General features: G+C 72.2%; 13 protein-coding genes. 8 read left to right on the forward strand and 5 right to left on the reverse strand.

The genetic code is table 11. The features are described from left to right. Positions 1 to 54: 54 nt before the first annotated feature. The 4 genes from OHT76_RS42480 to OHT76_RS42495 form a co-directional block, all read right to left on the reverse strand. Positions 55 to 2,109 (reverse strand): acetate--CoA ligase family protein, encoded by a 2,055-nt coding sequence (locus tag OHT76_RS42480; protein ID WP_328876214.1) that lies wholly within the window; start codon positions 2,107 to 2,109, stop codon positions 55 to 57. A 1-nt stretch (position 2,110) separates the two neighbouring features. After that, positions 2,111 to 2,302 (reverse strand): ferredoxin, encoded by a 192-nt coding sequence (locus tag OHT76_RS42485; protein WP_328876215.1) that lies wholly within the window; start codon positions 2,300 to 2,302, stop codon positions 2,111 to 2,113. Between the two features lie 176 nt (positions 2,303 to 2,478). Beyond that, positions 2,479 to 3,714, reverse strand: coding sequence for an NADH-ubiquinone oxidoreductase-F iron-sulfur binding region domain-containing protein (locus OHT76_RS42490; protein WP_328876216.1), 1,236 nt, complete (start codon positions 3,712 to 3,714; stop codon positions 2,479 to 2,481). Further along, positions 3,711 to 4,136 (reverse strand): hypothetical protein, encoded by a 426-nt coding sequence (locus OHT76_RS42495; RefSeq protein WP_328876217.1) that lies wholly within the window; start codon positions 4,134 to 4,136, stop codon positions 3,711 to 3,713. The genes OHT76_RS42490 and OHT76_RS42495 overlap by 4 nt, the downstream gene beginning before the upstream one ends. Positions 4,137 to 4,523: 387 nt before the next feature. On the opposite strand from OHT76_RS42495, the gene OHT76_RS42500 reads away from it, so the two are divergent. The 7 genes from OHT76_RS42500 to OHT76_RS42530 all read left to right on the forward strand — a co-directional run bounded on the left by OHT76_RS42500 (position 4,524) and on the right by OHT76_RS42530 (position 12,631). Continuing rightward, complete coding sequence (locus tag OHT76_RS42500; RefSeq protein ID WP_328876218.1) at positions 4,524 to 5,705, forward strand: aromatic ring-hydroxylating oxygenase subunit alpha; 1,182 nt, start codon at positions 4,524 to 4,526, stop codon at positions 5,703 to 5,705. 188 nt (positions 5,706 to 5,893) lie between these two features. Beyond that, a complete protein-coding gene (locus OHT76_RS42505) occupies positions 5,894 to 7,018 on the forward strand; it encodes a polyamine ABC transporter substrate-binding protein (protein ID WP_328876219.1) in 1,125 nt (374 codons plus the stop codon). 3 nt (positions 7,019 to 7,021) lie between these two features. Further along, positions 7,022 to 7,915, forward strand: a complete 894-nt coding sequence (locus OHT76_RS42510; protein WP_328876220.1) for an ABC transporter permease — start codon at positions 7,022 to 7,024, stop codon at positions 7,913 to 7,915. Continuing rightward, entirely contained in the window at positions 7,912 to 8,793 is an 882-nt protein-coding gene (locus OHT76_RS42515) for an ABC transporter permease (protein ID WP_328876221.1), read from the forward strand. Before OHT76_RS42510 ends, OHT76_RS42515 begins: the two co-directional genes overlap by 4 nt. Positions 8,794 to 8,798: 5 nt before the next feature. Beyond that, complete coding sequence (locus tag OHT76_RS42520; RefSeq protein ID WP_328876222.1) at positions 8,799 to 9,869, forward strand: ABC transporter ATP-binding protein; 1,071 nt, start codon at positions 8,799 to 8,801, stop codon at positions 9,867 to 9,869. Between the two features lie 28 nt (positions 9,870 to 9,897). Continuing rightward, entirely contained in the window at positions 9,898 to 11,217 is a 1,320-nt protein-coding gene (locus OHT76_RS42525; RefSeq protein WP_328876223.1) for a flavin monoamine oxidase family protein, read from the forward strand. Further along, the gene (locus tag OHT76_RS42530; RefSeq protein WP_328876224.1) at positions 11,210 to 12,631 is read left to right on the forward strand and encodes an aminobutyraldehyde dehydrogenase; all 1,422 of its coding nucleotides are present in this window, start codon (positions 11,210 to 11,212) and stop codon (positions 12,629 to 12,631) included. Before OHT76_RS42525 ends, OHT76_RS42530 begins: the two co-directional genes overlap by 8 nt. Positions 12,632 to 12,869: 238 nt before the next feature. Here the strand turns inward: OHT76_RS42530 and OHT76_RS42535 are convergent, their stop codons facing one another. Further along, complete coding sequence (locus OHT76_RS42535; RefSeq protein ID WP_328876225.1) at positions 12,870 to 12,998, reverse strand: hypothetical protein; 129 nt, start codon at positions 12,996 to 12,998, stop codon at positions 12,870 to 12,872. A gap of 113 nt (positions 12,999 to 13,111) precedes the next feature. Between OHT76_RS42535 and OHT76_RS42540 the strand changes: the two genes are divergently transcribed. Beyond that, positions 13,112 to 13,852 carry a hypothetical protein gene (locus tag OHT76_RS42540; RefSeq protein ID WP_328876226.1) on the forward strand — a complete coding sequence of 247 codons (741 nt, stop codon included), beginning with the start codon at positions 13,112 to 13,114 and terminating at the stop codon, positions 13,850 to 13,852. Positions 13,853 to 13,906: the final 54 nt, after the last annotated feature.

Genomic DNA, 13,906 nt, shown 5'->3' on the forward strand with positions numbered 1-13,906 from the left:
ACGAGTACGGCTCGGTCAGGCGAGGAAGGCTTGGCCGGGCGAGCACGGCTCCGGTCAGGCGAGTACGGCGCGGGAGTCGAGGGCGAGGGCGCCGTCGGGCCGTACGAGAAGGGGGTTGACCTCGATCTCGGCGATCTCGGGGTGGGCGGCGGCGAACGCGGTGATCGCCTCGATGGCGGCCGCGGCGGCGTCGACGTCGACGGGCGGGCGGCCGCGCACGCCGTCGAGCAGGACGGCGGTGCGCAGTTGGCGTAGCAGCTGCAGGGCGTGGTCGGCGGGGACCGGGGCGAGGGTGAAGGCGGTGTCGTGCAGTGCCTCGGCGAGCACTCCGCCAAGGCCCACCATGGCGACGGGGCCGAAGCGCGGGTCGCGGTTGACGCCGACGATCAGTTCGATGCCGTCGCTGAGGTCGGCCATGGCCTCCACGGAGTAGGAGGGGGCGCCGAGGCGGGCGTGCATCTCCCGGAAGGCGGCGAGCAGTTCGTCGGGGCCGGCGAGGCCGAGGGCCACTCCTCCGGCATCGGACTTGTGCAGCAGATGCAGGGCCTTGAGGACGTAGGGGCCGTCGAACTCCCCGGCGGCTGCCAGCAGTTCGCTCTCGTCGCGGATCTCGCGGGCGGCGGGGAAGGCGAGTCCGGCCGCCTGAAGGGCTCTGCGGGTCTCCAGGTAGCCGGTCTCCCGCAGCGGGGCCGCCGGGCTGGGCAGGGGTGTCACACCGGTGTGGGGTGCGCCCGGTGCGGTGGCGGCGAGTGCGCGGGCGGCGTCCTCGGTGGCGAAGAAGACGGGTATGCCGGCGGCGGCGAGGGTGCGGCAGCTGGGTGAGTCGGGATACATCGACTGCACGACCAGGGGGGTGGCGGTGGCGCGATGCCGGGCGGCGATGAGGCGTGCCGCCGCCTTCTCCCCGTCGGCGAGGGCCGTGCCGCCTCCGCCGAGTCCGCCCTCGGCGGCCGCGTAGCCGCCGAAGTACCCGGTCATCAGGACGGCGTCGACCTCCTCGGCCGCCAGCAGCGCGGCGACGGTCTGGGCGTAGGAGTCCGGGTCCTGTTCGCCCATGCCGGCGAGGTCCACCGGGTTGGCGACGGCCGACTGTTCCCACAGTGCCTCGCGCAGCCGCTGCTGCGTCGGCTCGCCGAGTTCGGGCACAAAAAGCCCGGCGGCTTCGACGGCGTCGGCGGCGATGACGCCGTGGCCGCCGCCGTCGGTGAGCACGGCGACCCGGCGGCCTGCGGCCCGGCGTCCGCCGTGCAACGCGGCGAGGACGACGGTGAGTTCGCGCGGGGTGGCGACCAGGTCCACGCCGGCGTCCCGGCACGCGGCGGCCACCACGTCGGCCGAGGTGGTCAGCGCCCCGGTGTGCGACTGGGCGCTGCGCGCGGAGGCGTCCCCGCGTCCGGCGGTGAGCAGCACGACCGGCTTCCCGGCGTCGGCGGCCGCCTCGGCGAAGGCCCGTCCGTCGCCGAAGTCCTCGGCGTACACGGCGATGGCCCGGGTGCCCTCGTGCCGGGCGCAGTCGGCGAGCAGGTCGACGAGGGTGACGTCGGCCTGGTTGCCGAGCGAGACGAACCGGGAGAACCCGAGGCCGTGCGGGCCGAAGCGGAGCTGCAGTTCGAGGGCGAGGTTGCCGCTCTGGCTCAGCAGGGCCACCCCGCCGGGGGTGAAGGTGTCCGAGGCCAGGAAGAGGTCGGTGGTGTTGTCGGCCAGGCCCAGGCAGTTCGGCCCGACCATCACGGCGCCGGCGGCGCGCACCCGCTCGGCGACGGCCTCCTGCCGGGCGCGCCCGGCGTCACCGGTCTCGGCGAACCCGGCGGTGATCGCGACGATCGCGCGGGCCCCGCACCGCAGCGCCTCGTCGACGGCGTCCTCGAAGCCGGCGGCGGGCACGGAGACGACGGCGAGGTCGATGGGCTCCCCGATCGCGCTCAGGCTGGGAGCCGCGGTGCGGCCGAGGACGGTGCCGCCGCGCCGGTTGACCAGGTGGACGGGGCGGCGGCCGTTCGCGCGGACCGCTTGGGCTGCGATGGCGTGCCCGTACTTGGCCGGGTCGTCGCTGGCTCCGACGACGGCGACGGAAACCGGGTCGAAGAGAGCCGAGAGGTCACGTCCCATGTCACTTCACCAGCCGCAGCGCGGAGTTGGGGCAGGCGGCGACGGCGGCTTCGGCGTCTGCCTCGCCGCCGGGCGGCACCTCGGTGGCGCGCACCGACGCGTAGCCCCACTCGTCGAGGTCGATCTGTTCGGGCGCGGGTTCCTGGCAGAGGCCGTAGCCCTGGCAGCGGGTGGAGTCCAGCAGCAGTTTCATGGCGGGTCCTTTCGGCGCGGCGGTGCTGGTGCGCGCACGGCTCGGATGCGGTTCCGGGGACACCCGGGTCCGTTCGGCGCGGCGGTACGGGGTGCGCGAAAGGCTCGGGTTTCAGGGCACCCGGGTCGATTCGGCGCGGCAGGCGGGAGCGCGGGGGAGAGGGGACGGGGTGCGGCTCAGGGCACCGGGACGGTGAAGCGGCGCCCGTCCTCGGGTGCCGGGCCCGCGCAGGCGGGGCAGCCGGGGCTTCGGTGGGCGTCGAGCGCGTCGGGGAAGCGGTCGAGGAGGGTGGCGACGACGCGGGCGGCGGCGTCGAGCAGTGCGCAGGCTCCGCGGCCGGGCAGTTGGCGCGACCAGCGGTGCAGCTGGGTGAGCGTGTCGTGGCTGCCCTCCCCGCGGGCGAGCGCCGAGAGGGCCTTGGCCATCGCCCCGGTCCCCGAGACGCACACACCGCACTGCCGGGCGCTCTGGGCCCCCAGGTAGCAGGCGGCCTGAACGGCGATGGCGAGGGGGCAGTCCTCGGGGTCGAGGAAATACAGTGCTCCGCAGCCGAGGGCCGCGCCGGCCGTGCGCAGGCCGTCGTGGTCGAGCGGCAGGTCCCTCCAGCCCTCGCCGTACAGGCCGCCGAACATCCCGCCCAGCAGGACCGCTTCGGACCTGCCGTGCCCGCACAGGTCGGCGAGGACCTTCAGATGCGTGCCGGCCATCACCTCCACGAGCGCGGTGTCACCGCCGCCACCGGCGAGGGTCACCAGGTGGGCCGCGGCGACGGCGTCCGCCTCGTCGGGGTGCGTGTTCATCCGCGCGACGCGGGCCAGCGTCTCCACGTTGGCGACGAGGGTGGGCGCGCCGCCGACACCGCTCTCGAACGGCCGCGGAGGTTTGGCCGTCGGCAGCGCGGGGCCGCCGTCGAGGCGCCGTACGACGGCGCTCTCCTCGCCCGCGACGTAGGTGCGCTCGGTGCGGACGACGTCGATGCGCAGGTCGAGGGTGACTTCGGTGAGCGCCCGGCGCACGGCCCGCTCGGCCGTGCGGTCGGAGAGGTACACGTGGCCGCGCTCCGCGCCGGTCATGGCCGCTGCCAGCCGCAGCCCGTCCAGGACGGTGTGCGGGCGGTGGCGCAGCAGCCAGCGGTCCTTCACGGATCCCGGCTCGCCCTCCTCGCCGTTGGCGACGACGACCCGGGGGCCCGGTGCGTCACGGACGGCCCGGAGTTTGACGGCGGCCGGGAATCCGGCACCGCCCCGGCCGCGCAGTCCCGCCGCCGCAATCCGGTCGAGCAGCCGGCCGGGCGCGACCAGGGGCGCATAGCCGCCCGCGGCGAGGTAGCCGGCGATGCCCTCACCGTTGGCCGGCGCGGGGGAGAGGAGGCCGGAGCGTCCTTCGGGAAGGAGGGAGTACACGCGGGTCATACGGTGCTCCTGGGCTCGGTGCGGCCGGTGGGTGCGAGCGCGGGGCGTGACCTCAGGCGGGCCAGCGCCCGCTCCAGCTGCCGCCGCTGGGCGGCGGTGCGGTCGTAGCCCGCTCCGGGCAGGCCGATCAGCATGCGGTGGTGGTCGAGGACGACTTCGCCGGCCAGCAGCGCCGCGCCCGGGTCCGCGACCGGCGACCGGGCCGCTTCGACGACCAGCTCGGTGACCTCGTGCAGGTAGCGCAGCCAGCCGCGCTGGGTGCCGCGCAGCACCAGGCGCTCGACGCGGTGGCGCTCCGCGGCGACGAGGGCCGAGGGCGGGCGGTCGTCCGTCGGGGAGCGCAGGGCGGCCACCGCTTGGGGCAGCTCCTGTTCGGGCTCGGGGGTGAGGCCGAGCCAGACGAGACTTCGGCGAGCGCTCATGCGTGCCTCCGGGATCGCTCCGTTTCCGGGGGTCCGGGAACGGGGGCGGCGCGGCGATGACGGGGAAGAGGGATGCTCCGGCGCCGTGAGACGGGTGCGGGAGCCGTGCGGGGTGCCCGGACCGGGCACCCGCTGTGGCGCGGACCGGGGTCCGCGGGCTTGCGGAGGGCTCCTGGGTATCCGTCTGCGAGCCCTGGGCCGTCCGCCTGCCACGACACTAACTAACTAATTAGTCAGCCCACAAGTCTTGACTTGCCCCGTCGACGGTCCCACTCTGACTAACCAATCAGTCAGCCGGATCGCGGCAGGTCCGGAAACCGCACCTGCCTCCCTCCCGGCCACGCCCTCACCGCCCATCGCCGCCCACGCGGCGCGGAGGAGGACCCCATGCACCCCTCGACGACCCGGGCAGCCGACGTCGACGCTTCCCCCACTCCGCCGGTACCGCCCCCCGAGCACCCCGGTCAGGCTCTGGCGGCCCGCTATTACACCGATCCGGCCATCGCGAAGGCCGAGACGGACCGCATCTTCGCCAAGTCCTGGCAGCTCGTCTGCCACGAATCCGACCTCCCCGGCCCCGGCGCCCGGCTGGCCGCCACCGCCGCCGGCCGGGAGGTGCTGGTCGTCCGCACCGAAGACGGCGGCCTCGCCGCCCACCTCAACGTGTGCCGGCACCGCGGAACCCGTCTGGTCACCGACCCGGAGCCCTCGGGCAAGGCGATCCGCTGCCCGTACCACGGCTGGACCTACAAACTGGACGGAACCCTGGTCGGCGCCCCCGAGGCCCGCCGCATCCCCTGCCTGGACAAGCCCAATCTCGGACTGCACCCGGTCAACGTGGAGTCCTTCCTCGGCTTCGTCTTCGTCAACCTCGACCTGGAGGCGACTCCGCTCGCCGAGACCTGCGCCGGGCTCGCCGAGGCCGTCGGACGCTACGCCGGGCCCGGTCTCGTGCCGGTCGGCAAGCACCGTATCCACGACCTGGAGGGCGGCGAGGAGCAGAACGCCAACTGGAAGGTGATCGTCGACAACTATCTGGAGGGCTACCACGTCCCCGTGGCCCACCCCTCGCTGATGCGTCTGCTCGACTACGCGGCGTACAGCGTGGACATGCAGGAGAACTACGTCCTGTTCGAGTCGCCCCTGCGGGACAAGCCCTCCTCGAACTGGACCGAGCGGCTCTACCAGCGCCTCGCAACCCCGATGCCGGGCCTGACCGAGGACGACCGGCGGGTATGGCGGTACGCCGTGATCTACCCGAACACGCTCATCGACTTCTACCCTGACCACGTGCTCGCATGGACCGCCCTGCCCACCGCCCAGGACCGGGCGGCGATCCCCGGTGCCTTCTACACCAAGCTCGGCGAGGACGTCCGTACCCGGCTGGCCAGGCGGCTGAACATCCACATCGGCTGGGTCACCAACGACGAGGACGCCGAGCTGGTGGAGCGCGTGCAGGCCGGGATGCGCATGCCGGGGTTCGAGCCCGGGCCGCTGTCGCAGCGCGAGGCCGCCGTCGGCTGGTTCGCCCGCCGGGTCAGGGCCGACCTGGACGGGAACACGCGGTGACGCCCTCGCACACCTCGACCGTGCGCTCCGCCGTGCGCCTGCCGTCGGCCACGGCCTTATCCCGCGCTCTCTGAGCCGCGTACGCACCCTCCCCAGACCGGTCTTCCCTTCGGAATCAGGGCCTGAAGCGAACCGACCAGCCGGTCCAGCCCTGGACTTGTGCCGTTCCTCGACGGAGAGGACGTTCCATGTCCCCCGAGGTACCACCGCCGTCCCGACGCGCCGTGCTGCGGGCGGGCGCCTGCGGCCTGCTGGGCGCAGCGGCCGGCGGCTGCGGATTCATGCCCGCCAAGAAACCCGACGCCGACCAGCTCGCCCCGGTCGAGGCGCGCGTCGATGGCGATCTCGTCTACTTCAACTGGGCCGACTTCGTCGACCCGGCCGTGTTCAAGGGCTTCGAGAAGGAGTACGGCGTCAAGGTCATCCAGTCGAACTTCGACTCGATGGAAGGCATGGTCGCCAAGCTCAACGCCGGCAACCGCTACGACATCATCTTCCCCACGGCCAAGTGGGCCCAGCGCCTGGCCCGCGGGGGCCGGCTACGCCGTATCGACCACGCCCAACTCGCCAACTCGCAGGCGGTGTTCGGCACCTACGACTACTTCGCCGATCCCTGGTACGACCCCGGCTCCGCGCACACCGTCCCCTTCACCGCGTACAAGACCGGCATCGGATGGCGCCGCGACCGGATCGGTGAACTCACCGATTCCTGGCGGGACTTGTGGAACGAGAAGGCCAGGGGCAAGGTCTTCCTGCTGGACGACCGCGACGAGGTCCTCGGCATGGGCGCCCTCGCGCTCGGCCTCGACGTCAGCACCGGTGACACCGGCGACCTCGACCGCATCACCTCCCTGCTGGGCACCTTGCGCCCCCGCCTGCGCGGCTTCTCCAGCAACAGCTACAACAACCTCCTCAACGGCAACGCGCTGATCCAGCAGGCATGGAGCGGTGACATGGCCGCCATGCTCTACCAGGCCAAGGACCCGTCCGTGTTCGGCTTCCACGCTCCCAAGGAGGGCACGCCGGTCAACTCCGACTGTTACGCCATTCCCTGGAACGCGCCCCACCCCGGCACCGCGATGCTGTTCATCGACTACATGCTGCGGCCGGAAAACGTGAAGAAGAACATCGAGTACATCGGCTACCCGATGCCGGTGGCGGGCTCCGAGAAGGTCTACGCCGACCTGGTCGAGCCGTTCCCCGAGTGCCTCGTCACCCAGGACGACCTGAAAGCCGACCTGTTCTTCCGCAACGGCGACCGCGCGGCGGAGGACGCCCGCGACACCGCCTGGACCCACGTGAAGGCGGGCTGAGCCATGGCACTGCTGCGCCCCTCCTCACGCTCCCGCCGCCGGGACGCGAACGGCACCCGCATCTGGACCTGGCTCATGCTGCCCGGGACCCTGTGGATGACCGGCTTCCTGATCGCCTCGCTGGCCCTCGTCGCCGTCCTCGCGGTCGGCACCACCGACGAACTCGGCAACCCCCGCTTCGGCTTCGACCTGGCCGCCGTGCGCGCCCTCGCCGACCCCGCCTACACCGAAGTCCTGGCCCGCTCCCTGGGCTACGCCCTGCTGACCTGCGTGATCTGTCTCCTGATCGCCTATCCGGTGGCGTACACGATCGCCCTGTACGGCGGCCGGTACAAGCACGCGCTGATCGCCGCGATCGTGGTGCCGTTCTTCGCCAACTACCTGGTGCGGATGTACGGCTGGTCGGTGGTCCTCTCCGACGACGGGCCGGTGCTGCGCGCCCTGCGCGCGGTGGGCCTGGCCGACGCGGGCACAAAGATCCTCAACACCGGCTTCGGCGTGGTCGCCGGACTCGTCTACGGGTTCGTCGTCTTCATGATCATCCCGTTGTACGCGGCGCTGGAACGCCTCGACGTCTCCCTCATCGAGGCCGGCCGCGACCTGTACGGCGGCCCGGTCCGCACGTTCTTCTTCGTCACCCTGCCCGCCACCCGGCAGGGCGCGGCAGCCGGGCTCGTCCTGGTCTTCCTGCCCGCCATGGGCGACTTCGTCAGCGCACAGCTCATGGGAGGCCCGGACCAGATCATGATCGGCAACCTCATCCAGGACAAGTTCTTCCAGGGCCAGAACTGGCCGCTCGGCTCGGCGCTCACCATGCTGCTGATGCTGGTCCTGCTGATCGGGATGCTCGGCTATCTGCGGCGCACCCGCAAGGACGAGGCGGAGGCCCTGCGATGACCCTGCTCCGGATGCCCTCTACGACCGCACCGGCCGCACCCGCAGGCCGCACACGCACCCGGCGCTCCCGTGCCCGGCGCCGGCCCCGCCTCCTGATCGCCGTCACCGCGCTGTTCTTCGCGCTGCTCTACCTGCCCATCGCCGTCGTGGCGCTGTTCTCCTTCAACTCCCAAAAGTCCCTGACCGTGTTCGACGGGTTCAGCCTGCGCTGGTACCGCGCCTTCGTGCACGACGACGTCCTGATCGCCTCCCTGGGGACCAGCCTGCGCATCTCCCTGGTGGCGATGGCCGGTTCGGTGCTCCTCGGGGTGGCGCTCGCTCTCGGTCTGGTCCGCTGCCGCACCCGGCTGGGCTCACTGGCCGCACTGGTCATGCTGGTTCCGCTGATCACGCCGGAGATCGTCACCGGCGTCGCCTCGATGCTGCTGTTCAAGGGCCTGGGCGTACCGCTGTCCACCGGCACGGTGATGCTCGCCGAGATCACCTTCTCGATCTCGTACGTCACCGTCATCCTCCGCTCCCGGGTCGCCGCGCTGAACCCGGAGGTGGAGGAGGCCGCCATGGATCTCGGCGCCACCCGCTGGCAGGCGGTCCGGCTGGTGACCCTGCCCGCGCTGCTGCCCGCCGTGTTGGCGAGCGCCGTACTGATCTTCGCCCTGGTCTTCGACGACTTCGTGCTCGCCTACTTCACGACCGGCGTCGACCCCCAGCCCCTGTCGGTGCGGATCTACTCGGCGATCCGCTTCGGCGTGCAGCCCACCATCAACGCGGTCGGCACGCTCGTGCTCGCCGGCTCCATCGCCCTGATCGCCCTGGCCCTGTTCATCCCGCGCCTCTTCGGCCGCCGCGGCGGCCTCGACATCCTCTCCGGAGAGTGATCCCCATGGACGCGACCCCCGCCGTCCGGCTCGACGGTGTCTCCAAGCAGTACGCGGACTCCTACGCCGTCCACCGCCTGGACCTCGACATCGAGGCCGGCCACTTCTTCTCCCTGCTGGGCCCCTCGGGCTGCGGCAAGACCACCACGCTCCGCATGATCGGCGGCTTCAGCGACCCCAGCGAGGGTGCGGTGCTGCTGGCCGGTGAGGACGTCACCGCGCTGCCGCCCGACAAGCGCAACGTGAACACCGTCTTCCAGAGCTACGCCCTCTTCGACCATCTGAGCGTCGCCGACAACGTCGGCTTCGGCCTCAAGCGCAAGGGCGTCCCCAGGAACGAGATACGCCAGCGGGTCGGCGAGATGCTGGATTTGGTGCAGCTCGCCGGTCTCGCAGACCGCCGGCCCCGCACGCTCTCCGGCGGTCAGCGTCAGCGCGTGGCGCTGGCCCGCGCGCTCGTCAACCGTCCGGCCGTGCTGCTGCTGGACGAGCCGCTGGCCGCCCTCGACCTGAAGCTGCGCCGGCAGATGCAGGTGGAGCTGAAGCAGATCCAGCGCGAGGTCGGCATCACCTTCGTCTTCGTCACCCACGACCAGGACGAGGCGCTGACCATGTCCGACCGCATCGCGGTGATGAACCAGGGGCACATCGAGCAGTGCGGCACCCCCGAGGACATCTACGAACACCCCGCCACCGGCTTCGCGGCCTCCTTCATGGGCACCTCCAACCTGATGACCGGCACCTACCGGGACGGCGAGGTGACCCTGGAGAAGGGGCCCGCGCTGACTGTCGGCGCCCGCTCCGGCATCGCGGACGGCACCGCCGTCAGTGTGTCGGTGCGCCCCGAGAAGATCTGGCTGTCGGACTTCGAACCGGGCATGGCGATGCTGAGCGGCGTGGTCCGCGAGACCGTCTACAGCGGCCCGACCACGACCTATCTGATCGAGCTCGCCCCGGGCGTGACGCTGTCGGTGCTGGAGCAGAACACCGCCCGCGCCCGGATGGAGGACCGCTGGAGCGGCGGCGAGACGGTGGAGTTCGGATGGCGGCCCGAGCACTGCCTGGTCCTGGCCTGAGCGCCCCTGACACAAGAGAGCGAACCCCATGCATCACGACGTGATCGTGCTCGGCGCCGGTCTCGCCGGTCTCGCCGCCGCCCGGGACCTGGGCTCCGCCGGCACCGACGTGCTCGTCCTGGAGGCCCGGGACCGCGTCGGCGGCCGGGTCGAGCAGACCCGCACACCCGACGGCCGCACCGTCCAGCTGGGCGGTGAGGTCGTCGGCCACCGGCACACCGCCTATCTCCGGCTGGCCGGGGAACTGGGCCTGAAGCTGGTTCCCAGCTATGTCCAGGAGCCGGGCCGCATGACCCGCGCCACCCCGGAAGGGCGCTCGGCCGGTGAACCGCCGCACTGGTTCGGCCCCGGTGACGCGGCCCTGCACACGCGGCTGAGCAAGGAGTTCTCCGCCCTCGCCGCCACCGTCGACCCGGACGACCCCTGGTCGCATCCGGACGCGGCCGCCCTGGACCGGCTCTCCGTGGCCGACTGGCTGCGCTCCCGCGAGGCCGGCCCCGCGGTGGTGCGGCTGTGGGACATCGGCCAACTCGCCCTGGCCGGGGGCTCCTACGAGCGGATCTCCCTGCTGGCCGCACTGCGCAAGAGCGCGGCGGTCCCCGGTTCGGGCACGGGCGACTACGACTACGACGACTGGGAGGGACTACGGCTCGCGGAGGGCTCGGCGACGCTCGCCGAGGTCCTGGGCCGCGTACTGGGCCCGCACATCCGGCTCGGCTCGCCCGCCGCCGCGCTGGACATCCGCCCGGGGCGCTGCACCGTGCGCCTGGTCTCCGGCGAGGTCCTCACCGCCGGTGCCGTGGTGAGCGCCCTGCCCGTCGGCCCGCTGCGGGACGTCGCCGTCAGCGGGGTCAGTGACGCGCGGCTCGCCTCGCTGCACCGGCAACGCCACGCCACGGCCGCGAAGTTCGCCGCCGTCTACGACCGTCCCTTCTGGCGGGACGCCGGGCTGAACGGCCTGTCCGAGGCGGAGGGCGTGCTAGGCAGCACCTGGCCGCAGAACGAGGGCGTCCTGTCGGCGCTGATCCCGCCCGAGCGGTACGGCGTCCTGCTCGGCACCCCGCCCCACCTGCGCACGCCCGAACTGCTCGCCGAGATGGCCGCCATGTTCGGCGACGAGGCCCTGCGGCCGAGCTCCTGCCATCTGCGGCTGTGGGGCACCGACCCGTGGACCCAGGGCTACGTCACCCAGTGGCCGCCGGGCGAGGTGATGGCCGTCGGCCCGCTGCACGGCACACACGAACCGCCGTTCTACGTCTGCGGCTCCGACCAGTGGGTCGCCGGATACATGGAGGGCGCCGTCCGCACCGGCCGCGCCGCCGCCGAGGAGGCACTGCGCCGTGGCTGACACCGACCGTCCCAACCACATCGGCGGCAAGGAGGTGCCGGCCTCGTCCGGCGCCACCCTGGCGCTGATCGACCCGGCCACCGGGCACTCCCACGGAACCGCCCCGCTGTCCGGCCCCGAGGACGTGGACGCGGCCTGTCGGGCCGCCGAAGTTGCCTTCGAGAGCTGGTCGTCGACGACTCCGGGGCAGCGGCAGACAGCACTTCTGAGAATCGCCGACGCCCTGGAGCGGGCGGCCGGCCCCCTCGCGGACGCCGAGGTCGCCGACACGGGCAAGCCGCGCGCCCTGTTCCTCAGTGACGAACTGCCCGCGATCGTGGACGTGTTGCGGTACTTTGCCGGGGCCGCCCGCAATCTGCCGGGCGCGGCGGCCGCCGAGTACACGCCGGGCCGCACCTCGGTGCTGCGGCGCGAGCCCGTCGGCGTCTGCGCGCAGATCACGCCGTGGAACTACCCGCTGATGATGGCCGTCTGGAAGATCGCCCCCGCGCTCGCGGCCGGCAACACGGTCGTCCTGAAACCGTCCGACACCACGCCGTCCTCGGCCGTGCTCCTGGCCCGGCTGGCCGCCGAGCACCTGCCGCCGGGCGTGCTCAACGTGGTGTGCGGCGACCGCGACACCGGGCGTGCCCTGGTCGCCCACCCGGACGTCCGGCTGGTGGCCGTCACCGGAAGTGTCCGCGCGGGCCAGGAGATCGCCGTGGCGGCGGCCGCCGACCTCAAGCGGCTGCACCTGGAACTCGGCGGCAACGCACCCGTGTTGATCCACGCGGACGCCGATCTGGACGACACGGTCGAGCAGTTGTCGTCGCTGTCGTTCTACAACGCCGGCCAGGACTGCACGGCCGCGACCAGGATCCTGGTCGACCAGCGGGTCCACGACCCCTTCCTGGCCCGCTTCACCGAACGGGCGGCGCGCCGGCGGCCCGGGGCCCCGGACGACGAGCGCACGGACTTCGGCCCGCTGGCCAACGCCGCTCAGCTCGCCTCCGTACGCGGTCTGCTGGAGCGTCTACCGGGGCACGCCGAGATCGTCGCGGGCGGCACGGCTCTGGACCGGCCCGGCTACTTCCACCAGGCCACGGTGGTCGCCGGAGTGCGGCAGGAGGACGAGATCGTGCAGCGCGAGGTGTTCGGTCCGGTCGTCACCGTCCAGCCCTTCACCGACGAGGCCGAGGCCGTACGGCTGGCCAACGGCGTCCCTCAGGGGCTCGCCGCGAGCGTGTGGACGCGCGACCACGACCGGGCCATGCGCGCGTCACGGGCCCTGCGGACCGGCATCGTCTGGGTCAACACCCATGGCACGACGGTGTCGGAGATGCCGCACGGCGGTGTGGGCCACTCCGGCTACGGCAGCGACCTCTCCCTCACCGGCCTGCTCGACTACACCCAGGTCAAGCACGTCATGCTGTGACGACCGCCGGTAGGAGAAGAACAGGGTGGCCATCGATCTTGCTCGGACCCGGGCAAGGGCTGAGCAGGCCCGCTGACTGACGACCGCAGCGGACCTCGGGTGATGACAGCTGATGACGTGTTGTTTGTCCTGCGCTTGGCGCGCCGCGGCCGGTAAGGGCCTCGCGCCGCCGCAGGTAGGTATGCAGGGCTGGTCTGCACGGTGGTGAGGGTGGTGGAGGTGGTGTTGGTGAACTGCCTCAGCGGTCCGAAGCGGGCCTCGACTTGAGCGTGGCCGGCGTGTTGGCGGTGCCCTCCGCGCGGTGGCCGGAGTCCGCCGACTGGCCCGTCCGCCTCGACAGCGTGCCCTTGGCGCTCGGCTCGTTCATCGCGAGAACGGGCCCGGACGGAGGCGCGGCCGCCGGTCGTAGAGGCGGCTTGTGAGCACCGTCCCTGACCTGGCGTATTGTGCCTCGTCATCGTATGAGCAAGGGGAGGGATCATGAGTAGGGCCATCGGGCGAAGACGCTGGGCCGTGGCTTTGATAGCCATCGGCTTGACGGCTTGCGGCAGCGAGGATGACAGAGGCGCCCCGAAGGCGACCGTGAGCCGGGGCGCGCAGCACGAGGCGCGCGTGCTGTCTCAGCAGCAGCTTGAGGATGCCGTAGTGGACGCGCATGATCTTCCCGGTGTCCAGGTGGACGAGATCGGAGCGGGAACGGATGGTTTGGGTGACGGCGTCATCCGTGCCGCGCGCCGCACCGATACCGCCCCTGCGGTGTGCGCGCCGGTGAGCGCCGCAGTGGATGGAGCCAGCGGCTACACCCCTGTCGGCAGCGTGCAACGCGTCGCAGGCACGACGGGCCTGCCTGCGCTCCTCACCCTGGTGTCGTACCGTTCAGCGAACGTCTCCCGGGTCATGCAGGAGCTTCGTGCGGGCTTGAAGTCCTGCAAGGGATACGAGGTGGGCGAGGGCGCCATGAAGGTGACATACGACGACGTCGCATCCACTGCCGTTCCCTCGCAGGGCGATGAAGGCGTCGCCTTCCGCCTCAAGTGGGTGGTCGAGCCCGGTGAGGACGGGCTGACGTCCCCTATCAGTGTGGCTGTCATCCGCCACGGGTCCACACTGGCGATCTACAAGGCAGTTTCTCACCGTTCCGGGGCGGCGGCGAGTATCCCGAGGGATCTCGTCAGCGCGCAGTCGCACGTGCTGGATGCTGCCGTTCAGCCCACTGCGTAAGCGCCCGACATCGACTTCTGGGGATCGCGGGCCGGCCGCATCCCACCAGACTCC

The sequence above is a fragment of the Streptomyces sp. NBC_00287 genome (genome assembly GCF_036173105.1).
Classification (GTDB): Bacteria; Actinomycetota; Actinomycetes; order Streptomycetales; family Streptomycetaceae; genus Streptomyces.